General features: G+C 36.3%; 21 protein-coding genes and 4 pseudogenes. 20 read left to right on the top strand and 5 right to left on the bottom strand.

Features of this window, described 5'->3' with window-relative positions; all coding sequences use genetic code 11:
* Nucleotides 1–58 precede the first annotated feature (58 nt).
* From FCJ93_RS20035 to FCJ93_RS20025, 3 genes are all read left to right on the top strand, one after another.
* The gene (locus FCJ93_RS20035) at nt 59–844 is read left to right on the top strand and encodes a hypothetical protein (RefSeq protein ID WP_137744503.1); all 786 of its coding nucleotides are present in this window, start codon (nt 59–61) and stop codon (nt 842–844) included.
* Nucleotides 845–855: 11 nt separating this feature from the next.
* Nucleotides 856–1,581, top strand: coding sequence for a hypothetical protein (locus FCJ93_RS20030; protein ID WP_137744502.1), 726 nt, complete (start codon nt 856–858; stop codon nt 1,579–1,581).
* A 206-nt stretch (nt 1,582–1,787) separates the two neighbouring features.
* Nucleotides 1,788–2,981 (top strand): PDZ domain-containing protein, encoded by a 1,194-nt coding sequence (locus FCJ93_RS20025; protein ID WP_137744501.1) that lies wholly within the window; start codon nt 1,788–1,790, stop codon nt 2,979–2,981.
* A 243-nt stretch (nt 2,982–3,224) separates the two neighbouring features.
* On the opposite strand, the gene FCJ93_RS20020 is transcribed toward FCJ93_RS20025, so the two are convergent.
* A complete protein-coding gene (locus FCJ93_RS20020; RefSeq protein ID WP_170211363.1) occupies nt 3,225–4,343 on the bottom strand; it encodes an acyltransferase in 1,119 nt (372 codons plus the stop codon).
* A 323-nt stretch (nt 4,344–4,666) separates the two neighbouring features.
* On the opposite strand from FCJ93_RS20020, the pseudogene FCJ93_RS20015 reads away from it, so the two are divergent.
* Nucleotides 4,667–5,488: pseudogene (locus FCJ93_RS20015) on the top strand (transposase); the annotation flags it as partial.
* 624 nt (nt 5,489–6,112) lie between these two features.
* Here the strand turns inward: FCJ93_RS20015 and FCJ93_RS20010 are convergent.
* Nucleotides 6,113–7,015, bottom strand: a complete 903-nt coding sequence (locus FCJ93_RS20010) for an AraC family transcriptional regulator (RefSeq protein WP_235879553.1) — start codon at nt 7,013–7,015, stop codon at nt 6,113–6,115.
* A 372-nt stretch (nt 7,016–7,387) separates the two neighbouring features.
* On the opposite strand from FCJ93_RS20010, the gene FCJ93_RS20005 reads away from it, so the two are divergent.
* The 9 genes and pseudogenes from FCJ93_RS20005 to FCJ93_RS19955 all read left to right on the top strand — a co-directional run bounded on the left by FCJ93_RS20005 (nt 7,388) and on the right by FCJ93_RS19955 (nt 16,229).
* Nucleotides 7,388–8,008, top strand: coding sequence for a DapH/DapD/GlmU-related protein (locus FCJ93_RS20005; RefSeq protein WP_095314697.1), 621 nt, complete (start codon nt 7,388–7,390; stop codon nt 8,006–8,008).
* Nucleotides 8,009–8,055: 47 nt separating this feature from the next.
* Nucleotides 8,056–8,882 (top strand): annotated as a pseudogene (locus FCJ93_RS20000) (HAD family hydrolase).
* A 176-nt stretch (nt 8,883–9,058) separates the two neighbouring features.
* Entirely contained in the window at nt 9,059–9,238 is a 180-nt protein-coding gene (locus FCJ93_RS19995; protein ID WP_137744499.1) for a hypothetical protein, read from the top strand.
* Nucleotides 9,238–9,390 (top strand): annotated as a pseudogene (locus FCJ93_RS25550) (acetyltransferase); the annotation flags it as partial. The gene FCJ93_RS19995 and the pseudogene FCJ93_RS25550, both read left to right, overlap by 1 nt.
* A gap of 224 nt (nt 9,391–9,614) precedes the next feature.
* Complete coding sequence (locus FCJ93_RS19985; RefSeq protein ID WP_235879552.1) at nt 9,615–10,316, top strand: metallophosphoesterase family protein; 702 nt, start codon at nt 9,615–9,617, stop codon at nt 10,314–10,316.
* Between the two features lie 305 nt (nt 10,317–10,621).
* Entirely contained in the window at nt 10,622–11,452 is an 831-nt protein-coding gene (locus FCJ93_RS19980) for a PRD domain-containing protein (RefSeq protein ID WP_137744497.1), read from the top strand.
* 103 nt (nt 11,453–11,555) lie between these two features.
* Entirely contained in the window at nt 11,556–12,971 is a 1,416-nt protein-coding gene (locus tag FCJ93_RS19970) for a PTS transporter subunit EIIC (RefSeq protein ID WP_137744496.1), read from the top strand.
* An 11-nt stretch (nt 12,972–12,982) separates the two neighbouring features.
* Nucleotides 12,983–13,483 (top strand): PTS sugar transporter subunit IIA, encoded by a 501-nt coding sequence (locus FCJ93_RS19965; RefSeq protein ID WP_095314702.1) that lies wholly within the window; start codon nt 12,983–12,985, stop codon nt 13,481–13,483.
* 1,993 nt (nt 13,484–15,476) lie between these two features.
* Nucleotides 15,477–16,229, top strand: a complete 753-nt coding sequence (locus FCJ93_RS19955) for a ChbG/HpnK family deacetylase (RefSeq protein ID WP_095310577.1) — start codon at nt 15,477–15,479, stop codon at nt 16,227–16,229.
* 505 nt (nt 16,230–16,734) lie between these two features.
* Here FCJ93_RS19955 and FCJ93_RS19950 read toward each other — a convergent pair.
* Nucleotides 16,735–17,445, bottom strand: coding sequence for a DNA alkylation repair protein (locus tag FCJ93_RS19950; protein WP_095310575.1), 711 nt, complete (start codon nt 17,443–17,445; stop codon nt 16,735–16,737).
* 258 nt (nt 17,446–17,703) lie between these two features.
* Here FCJ93_RS19950 and FCJ93_RS19945 point away from each other — a divergent pair, with 258 nt between their 5' ends.
* The 7 genes and pseudogenes from FCJ93_RS19945 to FCJ93_RS19915 form a co-directional block, all read left to right on the top strand.
* Nucleotides 17,704–18,945 carry a sigma-70 family RNA polymerase sigma factor gene (locus FCJ93_RS19945; protein ID WP_137744495.1) on the top strand — a complete coding sequence of 414 codons (1,242 nt, stop codon included), beginning with the start codon at nt 17,704–17,706 and terminating at the stop codon, nt 18,943–18,945.
* 46 nt (nt 18,946–18,991) lie between these two features.
* Nucleotides 18,992–21,355: a molybdopterin-containing oxidoreductase family protein gene (locus FCJ93_RS19940; RefSeq protein WP_137744494.1), complete on the top strand. Its 2,364-nt coding sequence runs from the start codon at nt 18,992–18,994 to the stop codon at nt 21,353–21,355.
* 4 nt (nt 21,356–21,359) lie between these two features.
* Nucleotides 21,360–21,902 carry a 4Fe-4S dicluster domain-containing protein gene (locus FCJ93_RS19935; protein WP_095310569.1) on the top strand — a complete coding sequence of 181 codons (543 nt, stop codon included), beginning with the start codon at nt 21,360–21,362 and terminating at the stop codon, nt 21,900–21,902.
* A gap of 20 nt (nt 21,903–21,922) precedes the next feature.
* On the top strand, nt 21,923–22,786 hold the full coding sequence (locus FCJ93_RS19930) for a dimethyl sulfoxide reductase anchor subunit family protein (RefSeq protein WP_095310568.1): 864 nt from the start codon (nt 21,923–21,925) through the stop codon (nt 22,784–22,786).
* Between the two features lie 393 nt (nt 22,787–23,179).
* The gene (locus tag FCJ93_RS19925; protein ID WP_095310566.1) at nt 23,180–23,632 is read left to right on the top strand and encodes a MarR family winged helix-turn-helix transcriptional regulator; all 453 of its coding nucleotides are present in this window, start codon (nt 23,180–23,182) and stop codon (nt 23,630–23,632) included.
* A gap of 25 nt (nt 23,633–23,657) precedes the next feature.
* On the top strand, nt 23,658–24,176 hold the full coding sequence (locus tag FCJ93_RS19920; protein WP_095310564.1) for a GNAT family N-acetyltransferase: 519 nt from the start codon (nt 23,658–23,660) through the stop codon (nt 24,174–24,176).
* Between the two features lie 25 nt (nt 24,177–24,201).
* A pseudogene (locus FCJ93_RS19915) lies at nt 24,202–24,704 on the top strand (FMN-binding negative transcriptional regulator); the annotation flags it as partial.
* A gap of 169 nt (nt 24,705–24,873) precedes the next feature.
* Here the strand turns inward: FCJ93_RS19915 and FCJ93_RS19910 are convergent.
* Nucleotides 24,874–26,127 (bottom strand): cadherin-like beta sandwich domain-containing protein, encoded by a 1,254-nt coding sequence (locus FCJ93_RS19910; protein WP_137744493.1) that lies wholly within the window; start codon nt 26,125–26,127, stop codon nt 24,874–24,876.
* A gap of 41 nt (nt 26,128–26,168) precedes the next feature.
* Nucleotides 26,169–26,603 (bottom strand): hypothetical protein, encoded by a 435-nt coding sequence (locus FCJ93_RS19905; RefSeq protein WP_095310561.1) that lies wholly within the window; start codon nt 26,601–26,603, stop codon nt 26,169–26,171.
* Nucleotides 26,604–26,669: the final 66 nt, after the last annotated feature.

Below are 26,669 nucleotides of genomic sequence, written 5' to 3'. Positions count from 1 at the left end.
CTGAAAGAAAAATGATAAGACATTCAAAGAATAGAAGTTTTTAATGGAGGCAACAAACATGCTTAATATGGGGAATATTCCAGAACATATTCGTACATCTCTAAAAAATTTTTATAAACAAAATGAAAAGCCAGACGTCTTTCCATCAAAATTTCAAGTCAATGGTGAATATTATTATTATTTTACGTTTGCGCCTGCCAAGGAACAACTGATCATGAAAGAGGATGGTACTGTCCCGTATTTCCATGAGATAAAAAGAGAAGCTCTAATTTTTAATAACTACAATATTTCAATTGAATCCCTTATTGCTGTGGGTGGCAAGTGGGTGAAATCTGATAAAAGAAAAAATTATGAGCAATTATTAAACATATTGAAAGATCTAAAGAAAAAATTACCAACAGATTTAAATAGTTCATACAATTCATATGTAATGACAGCGGAGAGGATTTTAGAGGAGCAGTCCAATATCGAGATGACTGTGCAAAAGGCGACTGAGATTTGGGATCGAACTAATCATGAAGAGCTTGCTACAGAGCAGGATCAAATTGATATGAGACAGTGTATTGTTGATCTATCGCGAGCTGCTTATCGACAAAATGAAATTCAATTACGTACAGAAAAAGAAAGAGAGATCATTTGGAATTATGTTTCTTCGAATAAATGGTCTATTGGTTTAGGTTTATATTTAAACTTAAAAAAATATCAAAAAAACATGATGAAAAACACACCAGAAAATATTAGAGAAGCAGAAGAGACAGGAAAAATGGTACTTGGGGAAGATCTTCCTCTTGAAAAGCACGAAAATGCTGAACAAGTATGGAAACAGCTTCGAAACCCAAGGTAGGAGGATACGAAATGCTAGCATCAATTAAGGAAGCGTTAGCGATTTATAAAAGGAATTTTTGGCGCGTCCTATTAATAGGATTGACGATTATTTTACCGATTCAACTTATTTATACGATTGTCGTGAATTTTGTTTCTCTTCCGCTTGCTTTTTTTAATATCCCCCTTTGGAGTAATTTGTTTCAAGGCATTTTTATGATCATGAGTCTTTTTTTAATTTTAATCCCACTGATTAGTTTAGTAGTCCAAGAGACAAGAACGCAAAAGGTGAATACAGGAAAAATATATGTTGATATGCTGCGATATTCTTTCTTTTTATATGTAATTAGTATTCCTGTGTCTATCTTAACGACGATCGGTTTTTTTCTATTAATTATTCCTGGTCTCGTCTTGTTAATCTTTTCGATGGGAATGCCATTTGTGAAAGTGACAGAGGATGACTCTTTAAAGGGAGTTTTGAAAAAATCTATCGCGTTTGGGAAAGAGCATTTTATGAATATTTGCGGACTGCTACTTCTTTTTGCTGCGGTTGATTTTCTTGCTTCATTTTTATTAACCTATTTAGCGATTGGTTTAACGGGGCTGATGGCCATTACAAACTGGGCATTAATGGTCTTGAATATGTTTTTGCTTCCCGTCTTCGTCTTCACAGTCGCAAAGCTTTATCTTGATTGGAATGGAGAAGCAGATCTTGTCCATGAAGATGCCTATTTTCAACAGTTAAAACAATATCAATAACTTCCCTTGAAGGAACCTCCTTTAAGGGTTTTTTATTGCCTGTTTTTAATGTAGAATGCTCTCACTTTTAAAAAATCGCTGCTTTCCTCATATAACAGGTGCCTTATCTCCCTAACATTTGGTAAAATAAAAGTTGAAACTCATTTTACATTATAGTAGATGAATGGATCATTTTAATAGATTTAGAACAAAGGTAGGTGGCAGATGTGGGACTAGATTGGCTCATGGAATTTTTAAAGGGTACATTTAAACTTTTTCTCCATCCGATTTTTTATTACAGTTTCTTTTTAGCAGCCGTATTGGGTGTATCACGAGTTAAAAGAGAACGAAAAAACTTCAGTGTTAGAGCGGAGAATGCCTATTTTGAGCTGAGACAGCTCCTACCATTAGGAATCGTCATTGGACTTGGAATTTCTGTCGTCATGATTGGGGTTGGATTAGCGATTCCATTTGCAACGATTATTTTTGTGGCACTTCTTACTTTGGTATTAAGCATTGCCATGAATCCTCGACTATTATCACCTGTCTTTACGATTGGTTTTGCTTTCTTCCTCACCATTTTTGCAGGGGGAGAAAAGTGGTCAGTACCACTGTTTCAGAATGCGTTTCTCCAATTAGAGGAGAAAATTTATCCGTCTATCGCCATTCTTTTGGCGCTTCTTGTCATTGGTGAGGGCATCTTGATATTCATGAACGGCAAAAAAGGAACCTCTCCTAAGCTTACCATTAGCAAAAGAGGACAGCGTGTTGGAATACATGAAGTCAAGCGTTTGTGGATGATTCCTGTCTTTTTGATAATCCCGGGCTCATCTTTACAAGCCCAATTCGAATGGTGGCCAGTTTTTTCAATCGGATCAGAAAGCTTTTCATTGCTCCTCGTTCCATTTACAATAGGATTTCATCAACGGATCCAGGGCATTCTCCCGATAAAAGCTGTCCAAGCTGTCGGGAAAAAAGTGATAGCTTTAGGCCTTCTCTTGGTTCTCATGGCAATCGGAAGCTATTGGCTCCCAATTTTAGCGATCGTTACGGTGTCGTTAGCTATCCTAGGAAGGGAATTTATTGCCTTAAGACATCGCATAACCGACGATAGTTTGCCGTTTTATTTTTCCAAACGTAACAAAGGCTTGATGATATTAGGCATTCTCCCCGAATCGCCTGCAAGTAAAATGGGGCTGCAGGTCGGTGAACTTGTGCTCAAAGTGAATGGAAGTCTCGTTCACGATGAGACAGGATTCTACACGGCCTTGCAGCGAAATCGTGCCCATTGCAAACTGGAAGTACTTGATGCACAAGAGCAAATACGCTTCGTCCAACGGGCACTATACGAAGGTGACCACCACGAGCTAGGCATTCTCTTCGTCCAGGACGAGAAAAAGTGGGGAACAGAGGTAGGGTAATGTAAGTTTTTATAAACATCCGAAAATGATGGATAATTCTTTGGAATAGGATTCAAAAATTTGCCGATAGATTCACAAAACCCGGAAATATCTTTACGACCAAATGAATGAATAGAAAATATGTGAGAGATTTTAGTAGTTGGAAGTGTAGTGCAAAAGAAGTGAATAATAGAATGTAAGCTGACAATGTTTATCAGTAGTGATTTCTTTTTACAAGGGCTAAATTAGAAGAGGGCAGTGTTTCTAAGCTGATTCGCTTATTCCTTCTTTATGCTTCACTTTCCAAAACGGCTTTTGTTTATTAGGAAGCTTTCCAAACAGGAAGTTTGCAAACGGAACGTATGAATGAACAAACCAAATAATCAAATAACAGAAAAAGATAGTAATGATATATTGTAAAGGAACCATGATATGAAATGACAAACCTGTTCCCCTAGTAGGAAGGAAATTCATGACTTGGTATAACACAAGTGGGTGAAGCAAGTAAAAACCAAATGAATATGATGCAACATTTTTAACCCTTTTTGTCGTAGTTTCATTGAATATAGCACTAAGCTTTTCAAACAAATAAAAGAAAAAGAAACTTCCTCCCACAATAAAACCGATAGACAATAACTTGTAAAAGCTTTCGGGAATTTCAATTCGTTCATTAAACATATTTTGATATCGTATCAATACAACTGGAATACTTGTGAATAAAAATAAAGCTGTCAAAATCCATAATTTGTTATTTTTAAGATTGGCCTTAATTTCATCGTAATGAAGACCAATCCAGCCTCCAAGCAAAAATGCGCCTAAAGAATTCACGAAACGGACATTATCCCAGCCATAATTTACTCTCATCATAAAGAAAAAGAACTCTAGGATAATTCCAATCACCCAAAGATATTTCTTTAGCAGATTTGACTTCTTTACAATCATGATGACGAAAGGGAGCAGTAAATAAAATTGAACGACTAAGTAAATAAAATGCAATTGATACTTGCTGCCGCCGGTTAGAATGCGCTCCCATATATCACCAATATTAAAAATTCTTGTACCTAGAAACAATTGCTCTATCTCATATATTAGAGACCAAACAATATAGGGGACCAATATAAATATAAAACGCTTTTTCCCATACAGATAAAGTTCTTTTGGAGTAAATGGCTTATTTCTGTAGGCATAGAAAAAAACAATACCTACTAACATAATAAAAATCCCAGCTTCAACACGAACGATATTATTAAAAAAATGATAAAACTGATGTTGAAAAGAGTTCACAGCAAATAGATGTCTATATTGAGCAGTTGTATGAATAAGAACTACTGAAAGCATAGCGAATACTCTAAGATAGTAAACTGATAAAATCTCTTTTTTCAATTTTATCATCTCCTATCCATTTCATTTTTAATAAACCTTAATCCGATCAAGTATCATTATACTATAAAAAGCCCTTGAATGTTAATATATGTAAATATTCCTGGATTCTAAGATGTTGTGAAGCTACTCATTTGAACTTATGGGTGTTTATATGTAGGATCAGTTGACAAAGCCCAGATGGTAAGGGCAGTTTAGTTTAAGAAGGACTTCTATAATATCCATGTAATGATCCTAGTTGATAACACTGCTTATTTTTTAATAATGGGGATGAATGAATTTATGAATGAAACTCTATTTTTGATAGAGTCTTCGTGTTGGCTCCAACTTTTAGAAATCAATTTTTGACAGAGGAACTAGCCGCTGAAAAAAACAGGATGATTAAGTGGTTAGATCGCTATTTTCCTGAATTTTACTCAGGTCTTTCCGTCTTTCGGGAAGATGGCTATGGCGATACTTGAGTGTACCCCTTTTCCAAGTGAGCTTCATCAAAAACGGCCTGATGAACCCTTGACGATTTATCGAGAGGTTGAGGGGCTCAAATCCCCTCAAAGACCGAAAGCCTTGAGTCTTATTGAAGTCACAGCTAGCTCTATTGGAGTAACAGAAGGACGTGAGATGGCCCGTATGGAAATAGCCAATGGTCCGTCGTTACCACCAACTTGAACAAGAGATCGATAGCATTACTCAGCATTTAGTGAAGTTCGTACAAACATCTGTAGAGTACGAATGGCTTTCAACGGTTCCAGAGCTTGGAGATACCACCATTATCGAGCTATTAGCTGATATCGGAAGCTTCTCACACTACGAAGATCCACACCAATTAATGAAACTCGCGGGATTAACGTTACGTGAAAACTCCTCTGGTCAGAACAAAGGTCAAAAGCGCATCTCTAAACGAGGAAGAAGAAAGTCCGGGTCATGATGCCAATGATTCGTTACAATGAGGCCTTTAGACAGTTACATTGTATTACACAAACCGTAAAGTTAATCCTTTGCGCAAGAAGTAATCCAATGTGGTTCTGTGTGGGAAACTATTAAAAGTGTTGCATGGAATCAGTACAAAGCACAAAGCGTTTGATGCTCAGCGAATGATGAAGGATATTCCAAGTCTCGCAGAGTTTGTAAGTTCTACATCCCCTGAATAGACCTAGACAAAAGGATGACACGGAGAAGCTGGCACTATTTTATCCATTCGACCCTGAGTCCACAAGGAGCTTCGCTAGCCTCTGCCTTATGACTAGACCGAACAAAGGAATGTAGGCACATTGATGCCCAGAGACATGGGAGGGTACGTCATCATAAGCTACGTTAGAGATCCATGGTGCATCGTATAAATTTTTAGCATTACTTTCCACCATTATCCAGTAGTGACAGCTTAGTGTATCTATGTATTGGGGTAGTTTAACATATTAGGGAAATTTTATTTGGGAACGTGTCGAAAAATATTTTTTGGCACTCCAACAGCGATTCAAACCGTTGATATATCAATATTTATAGAGGGAGCAGTAGTACTTTCTGGAATTTCATATAAAGGAAATCTATGATGTACAATTTCTTCAATTATGCCTTGTTGTGAATAATGACGAAATTTCATTTTTAGATAAAATTTTAAATAATAGATAAATTAATTGAAAAAGCAGCTAATTTAATATACAAAACAAAATATGTGGCAGCTAAAGGGATTGAATGCTCTTAATAGAAGGTTTAGAGAAAGTAAAAGAGTTATTTAATGAGACAATACTATTAGCTGAGAAAAATATAACATACGACTACTTTATTTTAGCAGGTAAAGATGAGGTAACTTCTTTTCGGTAATTCTGTGGTGTTAAGCCCGTTTCCTTACGAAAAACATATGAAAAATAACTCGCACTTTTAAAACCACACACAAATGCTATCTCACTGATCGTTCTATTTGTTTCAAGCAACATTTCACAGCTTTTTTTAATACGGTAACGAACCAAATAAGTATTTGGTGATTGACCAATATACTTACTGAACAACTCACAACATCTGCTCCTACATACAGAACCTGATGCTGCAATGTCATCAAGTGTTAGTTTATTATCATAATGCTGATGAATGAATCCAGTCATTTTCCAAACAGACATCCATGATTGATCATCGTTTAGATGCCCAGGAACGTTTTGTATATGATCTCCTATACAGGCGCAAAGAGAAGTAATCTGTGAAAGAAGACGAAGTGGATTGCTATTATTACTGTTCATTTCATTGTAAATATGATGCAGTGAAAGTAAAACTTCATTTTTCCAAGGGCTTTTGGGTGTAAGCAATATATAGTCTTCAGTATCTGCTCCGAATTTTTCATCCAAGTACACTTTACCTACATGTGTACTCTCACCAAGCAGTAAAGGATGGATAGTAATCACAATGAAAGTACAGTTAGCCTTATCGGTCGAAAAACCATAATGCATTCGCTTGCTGTTTACGAAAATTCCATTGCCCTTCTCAATAAGCACTGTTTTTCCATTAACAAAATACTCCATTTTTCCGTCTAGTATTAAAATAAACTCCAAATCAGGATGCCAATGACACGCTGCAGTATATCTATCGAATAGATGCAGAGCACCTTTACGCGCATAAAGTGGAAAATCAGGCAGATTATAGTCTATTTTTTCTGATAAATCAGAAAACGTTACCAACTGCGAACTCAATATTACCCCTCCTGAAATATACGATTTTGATAGAATTATATTCGATTTTGGTGAAATCAACAAGAGGAAACATATACAATTTTGATAAAATAAGAAAAGTAGGAAAGATGGGATATTTGCTGGTGCAAATGTAAGGGAAGCGAAACAAAAGGATAGTGACTTTAATCGCACGGTTAAATACCGAATTGATTTCCCTGGTGTTACATTTAAGTGCATGTATTTGTGTGGTCCGTAAATCCTATAATTCTGTTCGTAGTAATCAGTTTAGAAAAATTATTAAGCTGTAATTCGTTACCACCAATACAGGTGGTTAAACCATATAACACGGAATTTTAGAAAGCAAATCAGATTATTAGAAAGGGAAATGTACTGATGACAATGAGAGAAAGAATTGCTTCGGGAAAATTATTTACAGATTACTGTGAGGGTCTTCCAGAAGATAGAATACAGGCTAAAAGACGAATGGTTGTATTTAATTCGACAGGACCGGATGCTTTAGAGAAGCGTGCTCAGTTGATGAAGGAAATATTTGGAAGAGAAACAAAAGCATGGATAGAGCCACCGTTTTACTTTTGCTATGGAACGAACATTGAAATTGGTGAAGATACTTATATAAATTTTAACTGTAATTTTGTTGATGATACCAAAATTTTCATTGGAAAAAATGTTTTGTTTGGTCCCGCAGTAACTATAGCTACTGTGGGTCATCCAATCAATCCTAATTATAGAGGATATATGTATGCTGATCCAGTGAAAATAGAGAATAATTGTTGGATTGGAGCTGGCAGCATCATTTGTCCTGGTGTGACTGTTGGAGAAAACAGTGTCATCGGTGCCGGAAGTGTAGTCACGAAAGATATTCCAGCTAACTCCGTTGCTGTTGGCAATCCTTGCAACGTGTTGCGCACCATTAATGAACATGATATGAAATATTATTACAAGGACAGAGAAATCACTCAAGAGGATTTGGATGAGGAAGCTCTTTTCAGATAATTTAACTTGAATTTTTTTAAAAAGCAGAAATTTTAGGAGGAAATGATATGATTAAATTAGTGCTAACTGATATGGATGGAACATTCTTAAATAATAGCGGTGACTTTAACCGTGAACTGTACAAAGATGTAAAAAAAATAATGAAGGAAAAAGGGGTAGTTTTCGCTCCTGTTACCGGTAAGCAGTGTGAACGTGTAGAAGAGTTATTTGGTGATGACGCTAAAGATTTATGGATTTTAGGCGATAGCGCTACTCGGATTAAGCATAATGGAGAGTTTGTTTATGAATCTCTGCTAAGTAATAAATTGGGATTGGAAATTATCGAGTTGCTTGAAGAAATCAGTCTTGATCATACGATTATTGCGTGTACTAAAAGTGGTGCAGTCATAAAAGAAACTTTATCTCCTGAAGAAGCAGCTATTGTCAGAAGCTCCTATGCACAAGTGAGACAAGTATCTGATTTTAGAGAAATAACGGAGGATTTTGTTAAGATTACCATTCACGACCCAGCCTTTAGGTGCTTTGAAACTAAGGAAAAATTATCCCGCTTTTTTGAATCAGCTTATATTGTCGCATCGGAAGCAGCCTGGATTGACATAGCAAATGAGAATGTTCATAAAGGCACAACAGTTGAACACTTACAGCGTTTATTGAATGTAACACCGGAGGAACGATGGCATTCGGAGACGGTTATAATGATTTAGAGCTAATGGTGCGCGCAACATATAGTTTTGCTGTCCGAAATGCCGTTCAAGAATTAAAAGATGCTGCGAATTTTATTACACGTTCTAATGAAGAAGATGCGGTCATGAAAACAATCATTCAAATGTTGTCCTTACAGGACGATAACAATTTAAGTGGAAAATTGAGGTGATTTTGTGGGTTATTGGTGGGAAAAAGGTGAAGCTATTGATGGATAAAAATTATAGTTAAGATTCCGTGAGAACTTTAACCTGCTATACACGAAACCATGATTGTACAAAAGATATATTTTTTAATAGTGAGGTAATGATAATTAAAGAAAGAAGAATAGTATGTAGTGGAAAGGATGTGCTGAGTAGTCAATTAGCTTTTCAAGTTATGGATCTAGCAATTGAAAGAGATGTTGAAATTACATTATTTGTATCGGGAAAAGATGAATATCCTACATTCCTTGAATTGGAAAAATTTCTTTTGAACATCTCACTACTACTTTTTGTTATTGAACAAAACAAGCCAATTGATAATTAATATATAATCAAATATTAGAAACTGAAGGAGAAAAACGGTCAAAATTATTAAATGAATTACTCAGGTCCACTGGAGAAAATGTATGTATGGAATCAAATATACGCTTTGACTATGGCTATAATACACACGTAGGTGAAAACTTTTTTGCAAATATTAGTAACGTTTGACTTTACATCAAGAAGCGATCATTGTTCGCTTCTTTTTTTCTTCTATAAGGCGTGTGACTATGAATCTTCGTTCATTTCTTCAGAGCCGTTTTCTGTGCTTCTATGTTGAGACTTATGAAGGAGAATAATGACCCAACATCCAGATAGATTTATATGTAGCCAAAAACCTTATCAAAAGATGTCAAAGTTTAAAAAGGGAGGGAATGGTTATGAGTGTAGCAGCTATTTATGATATTCATGGAAATTACTATGCCTTGAAAGCTGTTCTGAAAGAAATTGAACAGTATGACGTACAAAGAGTTGTAATTGGTGGTGATTTAGTGTGGGGCCCCCAGCCTAGAGAAGTTATGGATACTTTAATGAAATATAAAGATAATTTTAACTTCATAATGGGGAATGCTGATAGAGAAGTAGCCTTCAGTAACAAAGAGGAAAAGGCACAAGATTTTGTAGTGGATTTAAACAAATGGTGTGCTGAACAATTAACAGACACTCAAATTGGATTCCTGAAAACTCTACCTGAAAGCTATACTATATATATTGATGGTTTTGAAGAAGTATTATTTGTTCACGGTTCCCCTCGGAGCGACACTGAAGCGATTAGGTTTGATACACCTGAGGAAGAAGTACTGGAAATGGTTCAAGGTGTTAAGGAGAATATCATAGTTTGTGGACATACACATATACAATTTAACCGCTTTATTGGTAATAAAAGAATAATAAATGCTGGTAGTGTAGGCTTGCAAAGTCGGGCAAAAGGAGCATGTTGGTTATTATTAGATAAAAAAGCATATCTAAAAGTGACTGAATACAACTTTGAGGAGGCAGCAAATAGTATTCTTCTAGGAGAATGCCCTTTTAAGGAGGATTTTGCTGAGCATATATTAAACCCTCCTCATGTAGGACCTTGAATAAATTATTATATTTTCAATGATCAGATGCGTTCGTTAGAAATCAGAACCATTCAAAACTATTATTTACACTTCCTCATGTTTCTGCTATCCTTAATAAATAGAAAATTCCATTATTTGAGTGAATAAAAAATATTGCTAAGCAAAATGCATTATGATATTATAGCCGTAAGCGTTAACATAGTGATTTAGTTTAAAGGATTGTTACTCTTTGAGATTGTTGCTCTTTGAGGCATTACCTATCTTTATTTGGTATGCTTCGAAGAGTTTTTTGCATTTATAATAATCTATATGGGAGTTAAGCGATGAAGGCAATTAAAAAAATTAATAACAACGTTGCAATCTGTACAGACAATAATAATAAAGAACTAATCGCCTTTGAGAGGGGAATTGGATTTCCGCCAATGCCATATGAAATAAAGGATTTAAGTTCAATTTCTATGACATTTTATCGGATTGACAATAGATTTTATAATCTCATGGAGGAAATTCCAGAGAATATTTTTGAGGTGACGGCACTTATTGTCGATAAAGCTCGGAAGACACTCTCATCGCCTCTCAATCCAAATCTGTTAATTGGGTTAGCGGATCATATAAATTTCGCCATTATTCGTTTGAAAAAGTATAAAAAAATGCAAATGCTGTTTTCATATGATGTTGAGCAGTTATACCCGATTGAAACGAATCTTGGCAGATATGCTGTAGAATTGGTCAAAAAAAGGCTAGGCGCCATACTACCCGAAAGTGAAGTTACGAATATTGCGATGCATTTTGTCAATGCGCAAGAAGAAAAGGAACCTGTAACAGAGGGTCCAGATACAGAGGCATTAATTTCCGAAGTTGCAGACAAGATTGAAGGCTTTTTCTCGATAAACATAGATAGAGCGAGCTTTAATTATAATAGATTTGCTATGCATATGAGGTATTATTTAAAAAGAATTAAAGAAGAAACACAATTTATGAATGACAATTCCGTAATTTTGCAAGTAATGAAAGAAAACAATGAAAAGGTGTATGATTGTGCTTTTATGATTGGTAATTTTATTGATGAAAAGCTTGAATCAAAAACAACAGATGACGAGATTTTGTATTTAATGATGCATATCAATCGGATTATAAAGAACACCAAAATATAAATAGTAGGGATTGTTACTCGTTAGGGAGGCATCACCCAAAGTTAGGTTGAGATCCAACTCATCCTGGCTTTGGGTTTTTTTATTTTATATAGGAGGAAAAAAGATGACTAAAAAAGAACAGTTTCAAAAAGTAGCAGAAGATGTGCTAAAAGCAATTGGAGGAAAAGACAATGTCAGCCACGTAACCCACTGTATGACAAGGCTCCGTTTTAATCTGAAGGATGAGAGTTTACCTGACGAGGAGGAAGTTAAAAAAATTCAAGGTGTTATTGGAGTCATGAAGACAGGTGGCCAATTTCAAGTGATTATTGGGCAAACGGTAGATAAAGTATACCAGAGCTTAGTAGAAGTGGGCGGATTTGAGAACAACGCTAAAAATAATAATGTTGAACTGGCGAAGAAAAAGATCACACTGAAGAGCATCGGAAGTGGAATTCTCGACGGGTTGGCAGGTTCTCTTACCCCACTCATACCGCTGCTGCTTGCGGCGTCGATGTTTAAATTTTTAATTGCATTGCTTGGTCCAAGCATGCTGGGGCTTATTAGTGATCAAAGCGATATATATATATTACTTGATTTTGTTGGGGATGCTGGATTCTACTTCTTCCCAATTGCTGTTGCTTATACGGCTGCAAAAAAATTCGGTGCCACTCCGGTACTTGCTATTTTCTTAGGAGGAATACTGCTACATCCAACATTGATGTCAATGGCAACTGAGGGGAATGAGTTTTCAGTTTTCGGAATCCCTACAAGTGTTCAAAGCTATTCATCGACTGTTCTCCCAAGCATTATGTCTGTATGGGTAATGAGTTATGTTGAAAGATTTTTTAATAGACATTTACCAAGTATTTTAAAAACGATTTTTGCACCTAGCTTAACCATTATTGTAATGCTGCCTATTTCTCTAACCGTGTTGGGTCCTGCAGGTTCTTTTCTTGGTCATTATTTTTCAGAAGGTATCTTAGGTCTTTCTGATGTAGGTGGTTTCTTAGCTATCGCTATTATCGGCGCGATTTGGCAGTTCTTAGTGTTGAGTGGAATGCATTTAGTTATGATATCTATGCTGATCCTTGTATTCACTAACAGTGGTCAAGAAGCGTTAGTTTCACCTGGTGCGACGGCAGCAAGCTTTGCTGTAGCTGGTATGGCAATTGGCGCTGTGCTGCGTATCCGCAATAAGGAGCAACGTGGATTAAGTTTTGGGTATGTTGTTGCAAACTTGGTTGGTGGTGTTACAGAGCCTGCGATGTATGGTGTTGGAATTCGTTATAAACGACCATTACTTGGTATGATTGCCGGAGGTTTTGCTGGTGGGTTTTATGCTGGACTCTTTGGTGTTACGGCTTATGCCATGATTCCAGTTGCGAATTTCCTTAATATATTAGGCTATGTTGGTGGTTCAACTGCCAATCTTGTTCATGCTGTTATATCCGTTCTAATTTCAATTGTCGTTGCTGCGGTTGTCACTTACTTCTTTGGCTTCAAAAAAGATGATCCTCTTATCCAAAAACAACAATAAGGGTGGTAAACATGAGCATATTCAAAAAATTTATTGATAAAATTCAGGATGAAAAGAAAGAAAATGGTGATATTTTCGCCCCAATGGATGGTATGGTTATTTCCCTAAAAGAAATAGAGGATGGCGTATTTTCAGAAGGAATGCTTGGAAAAGGATGTGGGATGAAACCATCGTTAGGTGAAGTATATGCACCATTCGACGGGGAAGTCATGTTAATCACACCTACAAAACATGCGATTGCTCTTAAAAACAAAGAAGGGATAGAACTGTTAATTCATGTGGGAATAGATACGGTTAAAATGAATGGAAAAGGCTTCCAACCGTTAGTCAAAGAAGGAGAAAGAGTAAGATGCGGGCAGCCGATCATGACATTCTCTATCTCTGAAATTGAAGAAGCTGGTTATGCAACCACAACTGCCATTATTGTAACAAACTCTGAAAAATTTCCTAATGAATTTGTTTTAATAAAAGGTAAGAGAAAAAGGCAAGAGAACATCATGCATATTTCTTAAATATACTTAGAGTTATTGATAAATAAAAGGTAGTGTCAAAGTTCTATGAAAACTACTTAGATGTTTAGGTTCTCTCCCATTTATTAGGTGGAAAGGTCACGCAATCGATCTTGACCAACATGCCAATGGTTTGTGTGTGGAGTAACAAGGGTGAAGAGGACAGAAAGAAGGCATACCAAATCGCCCTTGGCTATTTTCATTTTAAACCATTGGTAAGTTCAGTTTGTCAAGAGTTCGCTCCGCCGATTGCTGAACAGCTCTAAAACTCAAGGGCTCTGCTAAACAAAATGTGAGGCAAACCTCTGTTGGGTAATCCATTGTTAAGCGAACTCAATGAGTTTTGTCCATCGGGCTGGCATCGTTGGCAGCCCTGATAACTCTGGATGATTTCCCTTCTAGGGATGCATGAGGACGTAGAAAGCAAAAATAATGAAAGTGTGTCCTCATAGAGTGTTCATGAGGACAAAGAACGTTAAAAAAAGCAAAGTGTGTCCTCATAAAGGGTCCATGGGGACAAAGAAGGCTGAAAAAAAGCAAAGCGTGTCCTCATAAAGGGTTCATGAGGACAAAGAAGGCTGAAAAAAAGCAAAGTGTGTCCTCATAGAGGGTTTATGAGGACAAAGAAAGCTGAAAAAAAAACAAAGCGTGTCTTCATAAAGGGTCCATGGGGACAAAGAAGGCTGAAAAAAAGCAAAGCGTGTCCTCATAAAGGGTTCATGAGGACAAAGAAGGCTGAAAAAAAGCAAAGTTTGTCCTCATAGAGGGTCCATGAGGACAAAGAAAGCTGAAAAAAAAACAAAGCGTGTCTTCATAAAGGGTTCATGAGGACAAAGAAGGCTGAAAAAAAGCAAAGCGTGTCCTCATAGAGGGTCCATGAGGACAAAGAAGGCCAAAAAAAAGCAAAGTGTGTCCTCATAAAAGGTTCATGAGGACAAAGAAAGCTGAAAAAAAGCAAAGTGTGTCCTCATAAAGGGTCCATGGGGACAAAGAAGGCTGAAAAAAAGCAAAGCGTGTCCTCATAAAGGGTTCATGGGGACAAAGAAGGCTAAAAAAAAGCAAAGTGTGTCCTCATAGAGGGTCCATGAGGACAAAGAAGGCCAAAAAAAAGCAAAGTGTGTCCTCATAAAAGGTTCATGAGGACAAAGAAAGCTGAAAAAAAGCAAAGTGTGTCCTCATTCGGTGATCAAAATATTAGAAGGAAATTTATTTTTACCCCTGACGGCGCCAAAGTAATTGTGATTTAGCTTTCGATGAGAGATGCTATTGGTCAAAATGGGAATATTCCAGTTAAAAGCTTGCGGGTCTTTTTAAAACTGTTTTTTCTCCTTTGAGGACAGGGCATTTAACTTCCTTTGAATAGTAAGAACAGGCATTATTTTAAATATGTGAAAATCTTCTCGCTCCTTGATCTTATCAAGCGTTTTGGCACAGTGAGGGCATTTTAAAATAGCCACTTTAGAAAAACAGTTCTTATCGCTGAAAAGACAGGAGCACACATACATTGAAATGGTCTTTGGCTCCATTATTGGCATATAAGTAATCAGATGGAGCACCACACTGTGGGTAGATCATCGATTTTGAGACTTTTATTTTTGCGTTTCTATGTCTTCGAACTGGTTTCAAAGGTTTGCTCCGCGAGAAGTCAAGTTTTTCGGGGGACGACAGTGACGGGAAGTTCGTCCACCTGAAGCTTTCAAAAAGATTTAGTTATGGGAGTTTCTATGGGTTTATCGAACATACTCTTCCCCACAAGAAGAGGAAGCAATGTTCGAACGATTTGTTCTTGATAGTTTATAAAAATTAATAGATAGATTATATTTGAGGGTACAACTTGTCACTTCCATTCTAAGATTTTTGGGTGTGTGGTAACCTCAATAATCCTTTGAATTCAGGGGGTGGCAAGTTTTTTGCTTACAAAGCCCTCTAACTAGGTCATTTATAACCTATTTTTTATAAAAGTTTTGACAATACGAAAAAAAGGAGGAGCAAAAAAATGAAAAAACTATTAGTACGAGCTGATGACTTAGGCTATTCTGAGGGTGTCAATTATGGTATTGCCAAAAGTGTAAAAGAGGGCATTATTGGAAGTGTTGGGGTGATGATGAACATGCCTGCAGTTTCTCATGGACTTATGTTATTAAAAGATACGGATGTCTGTCTTGGACAACATACCAATATTTCCGTGGGCAAACCTCTGACAGATCCTTCGCTGATACCAAGTATTACGAATGAGAAGGGAGAATTTAAGTCATCAAAGGAATATCGTCAGGCAAAAGTAGATTTTGTCGTGTTGGATGAAGTGATCCTTGAGATTGAAGCTCAATATAAAAGGTATATTGAGCTTATGGGAGAGAAGCCACATTATATTGATGGGCATGCAATTGCCAGTGATAATTTCTTTAAAGGATTGGAGATTGTTGCGCAAAAATATGGACTAAAGTATTCTCCTTTTTCCATGGAAGGGGAGGTGGAAATCAACCATAAACAAGTTCGCATTAATATGGAAACGATAGCGCCGGATATGGATTATAACCCATTTGAGTCATTAAAGAAAACGGTTGAACAGGCAGATAAGGGAGGATACTGTATGTTTGTCTGTCACCCTGGATACTTAGATGGCTTTATTTTAAGAAATTCCTCGCTTACTTTGCCAAGACCAATGGAAGTGGATATGTTGTGCGACCCACGAACACGAAAATGGCTTGAAGAATTAAATGTAGAACTGATCACTTATGATGATCTGTAAAAAATTTGTAGGTATTCTGAAGCATCCTTGAAAAAAGGAGCGTAGATTTCCTACAACCTATAGGGGTTGTTCCAAAGGTATTGCCGCTTTTCAAGATATTCACTTTCCTCAATTTTTTTTGAGGCGGTGCAAAGTCTAACTTTTGGGACACTCCTTAACACTCTAATTTTTATTTCCCATTTGCAAAATTCTTATAAAAGGAGAAACTGTTCATCCGCATCTCATTTCACTAAACGGTCAGTTTATCACCGGAGCAATAAAAATTTAAGTTTATTATTAATTTATACCTCTATAACCATGTTGGTGAGGGTCGCTTTGAAAAATCGATACTGATAACGAGTGTTATTTCGATGGCTTAATTTTTTCTGAGTTCCAGTTTGAGGTTTTTCTTGGTTAATTGAGTTAGAGGTCAGTTCTGCAGATTTCATAGAAAGAAGTTTCTCTGTTGTTTAGCAAAGACCTTTTTAATAGGAATACTCATTTAATCATTCACTCAAGCATAGCATTAACTGTTTCTAAAATTTAAATAGTAATCTCTTGTACTCTTATCCAACTTTTCAATGGCGTATCTTAAGGTAATTCTAGGCATAGTGCTGGCGTGTTTGTTCAAGAAAGATTTCAGCTTATCCTCATCTTTTTTACCAGCTTCCCGAATCAAACTTCCAACAGCCTTGTTGATTAATTCCTCCGAATCTTTTACTAGTATCTCAGCAATTGCAAAGGTATCCTCCGTGTTACCAGTCTTGATAAAGCTTAGCGTACTTACTATCGCTGTTCTTCTTTCCCAAATATTAAGTGATCTTGCCATTTTATAGAGAGCATCTTTCGGTTTATCAAGCAAATAGGAGCCGATAACAGAAGGAGCTGCACGATCGACGAAATCCCAATTGTTGATTCGGTCGTGTCTTCGCATATAAAGCTCATACAATGCCTGTTTATGCTCTTCGGATTGTTTCTTGGCTTTTGCTTGAAAATCCATAATGCTTACTGCTCCCATTCTTACTTCGTAATAATTACTTTCTAGAAGCTGTTCGATTTCTATTAAAGGCATATCTATGAATTGTTTTGCAGTTTGGAACACGGTGCGCATTTTCAGACCAAAACATTTCGTACTTTCCTCCGAATCTTTAAAAAATTTTTTCATTTTTTCTATATCTGCTTCATTTTGATGTTGCTTTAATTCCTGAATAAAACGTTCGGCGGTATGACTTGTCATTGGCAAAAACCTCTTTTCATTTTTTATTTTCTATTGACCCTTTGATATTATCATACAGATTCATAAAATCTCCTTCAAATCTAGTGCGTATAGGGAAAAATAATTAATTTTCCCCGTCGGTTAAAATAAAGAATTCATAATTTTTTCTTTTTCTTTTATCATTATTGTGAAATGATTCACGAACAAGCTAAGCTTATGTCAAAAGTGTTTTAGAATATGGGTAAATCGATCGATTGGACCCCATGGGAAGTGTAAAACATGAGCAAAGTAGCTACTTTTTATCAATATTACTATAAAGATATATTTAATTATGTTTATAACTTATTAAATGATATCGATGCAGCTCAAGAAATTGTTCAAGAAACTTTTACTTGTCTTTGTGAGAATATTGACATGGATGCTTCAATTGACCAGAAGAAAGTAAAAGTTTGGGCATTAGAGAAAGCTCATTATTTATCGATCAAATATTTACAGAAAGTGGATGATGTGCTTTTAAATAGTATAAAGGTGACTTCAAATATTTGGAGTAGGGAGATTTTAGAGGAAAAGATCCAGACAAAAGCGCTTAGAGAATTCCTCCGAAGTATGCTGCAAGAAATTAAAATTGAGCATCAAAAAGCTATATGTTTAGTAGATCTCCAAGGATTGAGCTACAAAGAGAGCGCTTACCTGTTAGATATCACAGAAGAGGCATTTGGCTCCCTTTTAAAAAGAGCGAGGCAAGCTTTCATCAGGAAAATCTTAAAGGAGTTTAATCCAGATCTCTTAAAACTTCCCTTATCATTATATGAACAAAGAATGCTACTCACTTGGTTCGATATTTTAGATTATCCAAACAATATTGAGAAGGAAATTTCAACGAAAGTTCAAGGCTTTTTCAATGGATTTCACCAAAGCTTTGAAGACTTCAGGAGAGAAACATATCCAAGAAATTTAAATCAATATTTATTGTCATTAGTTCAATTAAATAAGAGCTCCATTGTAGCAGATTTTGGTGCTGGGACAGGAAGTTTAATAAAAGATGTTAGTCCTTTAGTTTCAGAGGTTTTCGCAATCGATCATTCGATTGAAATGCTCAAAACAGTAACAAATTTACAAAAAAATTATGGTCTCAGTAATGTAAAAACAATTTCTGCTGATGTAAGTATGGATCTATCTTTTATGAAAGGATCAGTTGATGTTGGTTTTTCCTGCATGCTCATCCATCATATTTTTAATCCGTTAAAGGCAATCAAGCAGATGACCAAAACTTTAGTCGCAGGTGGAGAGTTAGTTATCGCTGATCTTACTTTTACAAATAAAAATTGGCGTTTTAAGGAAAGTCATGATTTTTGGACAGGATTTAAAGCAGAGCAGCTTCAGAAATGGCTGGAAGAAGCTGAACTTGAAATTATTAAATTGTCCGAAAATGACAACTATCATTTTTGTTTCAACGATTTGAAGGTAAAAGGAAAATATGTGAAAGTGCCGTTATTGATTGCACATTGTAGAAAAAAATAAGTTACTGTTGCTTTCAAGATTTTTAGACTCTGAGGGAGGGAGTTTCATGAAAGAAGAAATGAGGAAAAGCCAAGCTGAACTGTTGAACAAAAAAATAAAAAGGCGTTCTTTCTTAAAGGCTGCTGGAACAATCGGAGGAGCAGCCATTGTTGGAAGCGGGGGCATAGCTATTAAAGATGCGATAAAGTCGCCATCAGAGGTACTTGCTAGCGAACCGGTTAAGTATGAAGTTTTTCGATCAACTTGTTCAATGGAGTGCTTGCATTGCAATCTGACGGCTTTTGTAAAAGATGGGAAAATTGTTAAAGTTGAGGCTAGTAAAGATTTTAATGTGACAGGCTGCCTTCGTGGAATGAGCCGTACGCAATGGGTGAATAATGAAAGCCGGATTAAAATGCCGATGTTAAGAACGGGGAAAAAAGGTTCAGGTGAATTCAAAGAAATCTCTTGGAACGAGGCACTAGATTTAATTGAGGAAAATATAAGAAAAACAATCAAGGAAATTGGAAATAAAGGAATATTATTGGAAAGTGCATCTGGTAATATGGACTCGATTGCAAACAGTATGGCTGGAGCACTTTTCACTCATCTTGGTGGAGCTACGCGCCCTGCAGGTTCCTTATGCTGCTCAGCAGTAACAGCAGCGATGAACCCAATTGTGGGATTTCGTTACGTTGACACTAGAGATACTATTCGAGATAGCCAATATATTATTTGTTGGGGTAATAACCCGGCTGTTACAATGCAGGCTTATTTCAAGGAATATGAAGAGGCTATGAAAAATGGAGCTCGATTAATCGTTATTGATCCAAGATTTAGTGAAACGGCTGCAAGGGCAGATGAGTGGATTCCGATCATGCCTGGTACAGATACTGCTCTTGCATTAGGAATGTTAAATATTATTATCAACGAAGATTTAATAGATCGATCATTTTTGATGAATCATACGGGGGCTGTTTATTTAGTTGACCAAAATGGGAAACTTGTTCGAGAAAATCAAGAAGATCCTGATTCCTATGTTGTTTATGATATGAAACAAAAAATGCTTGTACGTCATAATAAGAAAAATATCGCCCCGGCGCTAAGTGTAGACGAAGTTTCCATTCCAAACGGATATAGAACCGTATATGACTTAATTAAGGAAGAGGCAAAAGAATGGACTGTAGAAGCAACAGCAAAGGAAACGGATGTTCCGAAAGAAACTATTCTTCGTTTGGCCCGTGAATATGCGAAAAATAAACCATCGATGATTATTCAAAATATGTCTGGTGCCCAAAGAACTGAATTTGGAACTTATGTATCTGCCAGCCAATTCTATTTAGCGATTTTAACTGGGAATATTGGAAAACCGGGAGCAGGTGTTTGTGATGCAGGTGGTGTAACCCAATTTGTAAATATTAATCCACCGGTTCCTTCAGCAGAAGTAACAGAAGAAGTGGCTAACATTCCGGTTGCTAAACTTGGAGAGTCTATCGTTAATGGAGACCCAACGGAAATTGGATTTTGGTATATTATGACCACGAGTCCGATGACCCAGGTACCGAATACCAATATGGTAAGAAAAGCACTAGAGAAAGTTCCATTCGTTGTGGTGGCAGATAGTTTAATGACTTCAACCGCGTTATATGCTGATTTAATTTTGCCTGTAACGACCGTTTTTGAATATACAAGTTTAATGGCAGGCACTCGTAGCCACTATATTCAATTGAAGGAAAAGGCGGTTGAACCACCAGGTGAAGCAAAACCGGATTACTGGATTCTTACTGAAATTGCTAAAAGATTTGGAGTCGGAGAATTATTTGATAAGCCGATAGAAGAACATATTAAAGCATGTTTAGAAGGAACGGGAGTAACACTTGAACAATTAAAACAAGGTCCAGTTAAACCAGTATCAACACCTTATGTACCGTTTAAAGATGGTCAATTCAAAACATCAACTGGGAAAGCACATTTATTTGTAGAAGATTGGGCAGATATGGATCATAGTCCAATAGTTAAATATTATTGCTCAAAAGAAAGCATTAAAAATAAGTCCAATAAATTATTGGAGAAGTATCCAATAATGGCTATACAATACAAAATGCCGCGCAGTATCCATTCAAGTTTTAGCACACTGGAATGGCTTAATGAAGTTCATCAAAGTGAACCAGAGGTACTTATTCATCCAAAAGATGCGCAAAAGCGAAATATCAATGATGGGGACAAAGTCGTTGTATTTAATGATAGAGGTGAGCATCACGCAAAAGCAATCGTAACCACTCATATAAAGGAACATATTATTGGCTTGCAAAATGGTTGGTGGGAACAACAAGGCGGCAGCAGTAGTTATGTTACAAATGATACGGTAGAGGCGCTAGGTACAGGCACATCAATTAATAATACACTTGTTGATGTGAGAAAGGAGGGTTAAATAAATGGGTCAATATGGATTTGTGATTAATATAAATGATTGTTATGGGTGCAAAACTTGTTCTGTTGCGTGTAAATCAGAAAACTTAACAGCCAAAGGTATTACATGGAGAAAAGTAAGAGAGTTTAGAGTGGAAAATCCGAATCGAATGGATTTCATTTCGATGTCATGTAACCATTGTGACGATCCTCAGTGTATGAAAGTATGTCCTGTTTCAGCGTACACGAAGAGAGACGACGGGATTGTGCTACAAGATCATGAAAAATGTCTTGGATGCCGCTCCTGTGTAATGGCCTGCCCTTATTCAGCACCTCAATACGATCCAGTTGAACAAAAGGTAAGTAAATGCGATATGTGTGTTGAACGAATTGATCAAGGTTTAATACCTAGATGTGTAGAATCCTGTCCAGCCCAAATCATTAAATTTGGTGAAATAAACGAGTTACGGGCTGAATATGGAAATGATATTGAAGTGGTTGAAAGCATGTACAATATGCCTAGTCATAAAATAAGTCAACCTAATGTGGTCATTATTGCTGCTAATTGAGAAGAAAAGGAGGCCTTAAGATGGGAGAATATGAATTTCCATTAGTTATCTTTACTGTGTTTAGTCAGTGGGCAGTAGGTATTATTATGGCACTTGTTTTATTAGAATGGCTGAACCCAAAATTTATGAATACAATTGGGAAACAAATATTAAATAAAACTGTATATATTGCGCTCGTCATTTCTGTCATTGGGGCAGTATCGTCCATGTTTCATTTAAACAATCCTTTTAAAAGTTATTCAAGTTTATTAGGCACAGGTCATTCTTGGCTCAGCCGTGAAATCATTGCCGTTATTTTGTTTAACCTATGCTTACTTGTATTTACTTATATTTGGTGGAAAAGAGTCGAGCAGGATAAAATACGTAAAGCTGTCGGCACATTAACTGCCTTGCTGGGGCTTGTTTTGGTCTTAGCTTCTGCCACCGTTTATTTTTCAATGCAACTCCATCCAGCATGGAACAACTGGACAACGTTTGCAAACTTTCTCTTAACAGGATTTCTGCTTGGGGCATTAACAGTATCCTACTTCTCTCTGAAAGCCAATACTAAGGAGAACGAAGGAAATGTCATGAAAATATTAGGCATGTATCTTGTATTTATCATAGCTGCTTTATTAGTGACTATTAGTAGTTCAGTCATGATGGCAAATGGTGCTGTAGAAAGTCAGGTGGCTGCAACTAATTCGATTACATCTATTCTATTTTGGGTTCGAGTATTAGGCAGCTTAATGGTACCGGCTACCCTCGTTATTTATATGATTGTTGGGAAAAAAGTAGTTCCAATCAAATATGTCCTTGCTGTTACAGGCTTTGTATTAATTGGTGAATTATCAGGGAGGATGATTTTCTATTCTTCCATTATGAGTCAATATCCATGGTTCTAAAGGAAAGGATGATTCGATAAATATGCAATTATAGTAAGACAGCAAAGAGCATGTAGCAATACTGGTTGTTGAATGAAGTAGCGCGCTCTTTTTTTGAAGGGATTGTTACTTACCAATCATGTAAAGCAGGTATGACACACTAATAGATAGTGTGATAATTGCCGCTATATGTTTGTTTATTGGAGAGGGGGCCTAAGAAGAGAGGGCTTCCCTTTTTCGTTATAACGATAACGGCTATTGCTCATAACGAATGATCTATCTTTTAGCAACATTAAATGAAAAATCCTCTACCACATAATGATTTCATTGTTGTAATTACAACAATTTTGCGTTAAAGTTAATTGTGCGATATTTTGTTGTATTTACAACATTATTTCTCGGAAGGAGTTAGTGATGAAGGAAATTCTTCGTGAAATTGGAATGATAGCAAGAGCATTGGATTCCATTAGTAATATTGAATTTAAAGAGCATGACCTTACAAAAGGGCAGTATTTATATCTTGTTCGCATATGTGAAAATCAAGGAATCATCCAAGAAAAATTAGCTGAGATGATTAAGGTTGATCGCACAACAGCAGCTCGTGCTATAAAAAAACTTGAAATAAACGGTTTTATTGAAAAGAGAAGTGATACTCATAACAAAAAGATAAAAAAACTTTTTCCCACAGAGAAAGGAGAGAATGTTTATCCTTTTATAAAAAGAGAGGATGATTATTCCAATGTGGTCGCCTTAGCAGGATTGTCCGAGGAGGAGATAGACACTGCTTTTAATCTCCTTCAAAGGATAAGAAGAAACGTGGAAATAGACTGGGATTATGTAAAAAAGGGAAATAAGAGAAATTATTGATAATAGAAAGGAGAAAGTTGTTAAAATGTCCGTAAAAATAAAACTATGTAACCATGAAGATTTACAGATGCTTCAACAAATAAGTATTGAAACGTTCAACGACACATTCAAAGCTCAAAATTCACCTGAAAATATGAAAGCATATTTGGAAAAAGCTTTTAATACTGAACAGTTGGAAAAGGAATTACTCCATGCTTCCATGCAATTCTTTTTTGTTTATTTTAATCATGAAGTCGCCGGCTATTTAAAGGTTAATTGCGATGATGCACAAACTGAAGAAATGGGCGATAAAGCTCTTGAAATCGAAAGGGTTTATATAAGAAATAAATTTCAAAAGAACGGGCTAGGTAGATATCTACTAAGTAAAGCATATGAAATTGCACAGGAACGAAACAAAGAGAAGATTTGGCTAGGTGTATGGGAAAGAAATAAAAATGCCATTGCTTTTTATCAGAAAATGGGATTTGTCCAAACTGGAGCCCATTCTTTTTATATGGGGAATGAAGAACAAACGGACTTTATTATGACGAAATGGCTAATTTAATAGTTTGTTTGGAGGGTGGATGAATATGTATATACCAAAATATTATAAGGTTACAACGTTAATGAAATTTATGATTTTGTTCATCACTCTTTTGGCACAATAGTTACAACGAACAAGGGAAACCCATTGCCACTCATCTTCCTTTGCAGTTAATAAAAGAAGGGGAGGATCATTTTATTACAGGGCACTTCGCTTATGGAAACCCTCAGTGGAGAACATTTGAAACCTGTAGAAATGAATTGGTTATGTTTCAAGGTCCGCACGCCTATATTTCTTCTTCTTCGTACCAGCAAGAAAATGTGTCTACTTGGAATTATCAAGCTGTGCATGTATATGGAAAAGCAAGTATTTTGAACGAAGAAGAGTTAAAGCAAGACCTTATTAAATTACTGCAAAAATATGAGAAATACCGCGAGAATCCAGTTTTATGGGATAGGCCTTTCACCTCAACTTTTGGAAAGTGAAATGAAAGGGATAGTGGGCTTTGAACTTAAAGTGGATGAAATTCAGGCCGCATATAAATTCACCTGTTTACTGGGGAAATTTAAGGATTGCATCTATGTTGTAAGAGTGACAGCTCCTCTATATTATGGGAAGAAGTTGAGACCATGTGGAATGAAAATTTAACAGGAATAAGCAGGAGCAAGCACAGCTTATTCCTGCTAATGAAAAAATGATTCTCCCAAACTATAGTCCATTATAAACCAAAAAATGCTAGAATCCTTTGCCAAAGGGAACGGGAATCTGTTGGCTTTAATACACTATTATCATTTGGTTGCTCTCTCTCTAGCTGTAAGTCTATTTTATCTGAAGAAAAATCCTCTGTAGCTGACAAAGATTCGATCACATCTGTGTCTACAGTATCTTCTTCTTTCTCAATATCTTTATCAAAAACCAATACATAAGTTTTTCGTTCATCATCGTTGGTGACGACTACAGAGATAACAGTTTTTTCCTGATTCTTAATTGTGATATCTGAACTGGATGAGATGTCGCTTTCATCAATGGTAATCTCTGCATTACTTTCCTCAGCCTTTGCAGTAATGGAGACATTTGTTACGTCATTTCCCACTGCGAGATGATAAGTATACTGATCAGATGTAAAAGATTTATTCCAGGTCCCGTTTGAAACTGTCAATGAATCGAGATTCGCTGTAGTCTCTATATGAGCATTACCAGAGTTGGTAGCAGGTAAAGAACCCACTTGAGACTGAGACATTCTTGATGAAGCTTCTGTTGTAATCGGCTGCGTAGGTGTTTTTGGTAATGGTTCCTCGCGTGTTATCGTAATTTGATATGTTTTTTTGTTGCCATTCTCAGCTGTAACAATGATCGTGATTGTCGTAGAGCCCACTGGAATGTCAACTGACAAACCTTTTGAGGTTGCTTTTGTACCGTTTATTTCAACTTTAGCTGTATCAGATGCTGCTTTAGCATATACAGTAATGTTGCTGGTTTCATTATCAACTTTTAAATGATAATTTGTTACAGCTGGATTAAATACAAGGTCACCACTCGATAATACAAGATCAGCAAGTTGAATATTATCGTTTTGTGCACGAGAGACAGTAATAGTATAAGAAGAAACTTCACTGCCATTTGCGACAATGATCGTAAATAAGTTTTCTTTTGCATTAAGTGAGAAGCTTGATTTTTCACCAGAGACTACTGCCTTCCCATTGACCGTAATGGAAGCTGACTCCTCTTTTGCTTCCAATAATAAAGTCATAGAGTGTATGTCACTCGTAACTAAAGCAGTATAAGCTTTTTTACTAGATGAAAATGTTTCCTCAAGCTGAAACTCTTCAATTCTTAAAGTTTGTAATTGGGTAGTGCTTTCAGAGGACACAGCCTCCTCAGCACTAGAAAAATTAACTGGATAAATAGATACATTGGCAAATCCAATCACAGCCCCAGCTAAAACTAATTTTATCGATTTATTTAATATCATTTTTTATCACCTCTCTATGAACCGAATATAATCTAAACCGATCAAGCCTCAATATTAGTGGTTTTTTGCTGTCTTTTTGCAAATAGTAATAGAACGATCCAAGCAATGCCTAGTCCGAGACTTAAAACATTCATTAATAAGCTTATAATGCTATTTTGGAACTTTGCGAGGATGATTGACAAATTGTTCGACTGTTCCTCATCATTTCGATTAAAATCACGCATTTGTCCATTTTGTGGTGGTGTAGTCATGTTATGATTTACATCTGTTCCTGCATCCTCTTCACCAGATATATTATTCTGAGGAGGAATACTACTAAGTTCATCCGCACCATCTATATCCATCATGACTTTATTATTTTCATTTGGAGCGCCTTGTCTTGCTTCAGCTTGCGAATAGCTGATTATTCCAATAGTCGATTGCATAATTAAGAAAATGATTGCTATCAATCCAACCCAACTCTTTATTTTGTTCATTGATTTTGATCTCCTTATTACATGATTAAATGTATATTAGTATTCTGATTATGTTTTATTTTGCTT

This window comes from Robertmurraya siralis (genome assembly GCF_005502275.1).
In the GTDB taxonomy this organism is placed as follows: domain Bacteria; phylum Bacillota; class Bacilli; order Bacillales; family Cytobacillaceae; genus Robertmurraya; species Robertmurraya siralis.
Note: the sequence above shows the minus strand (reverse complement) of the source record. Positions and strands in the feature narration are given on the sequence as shown.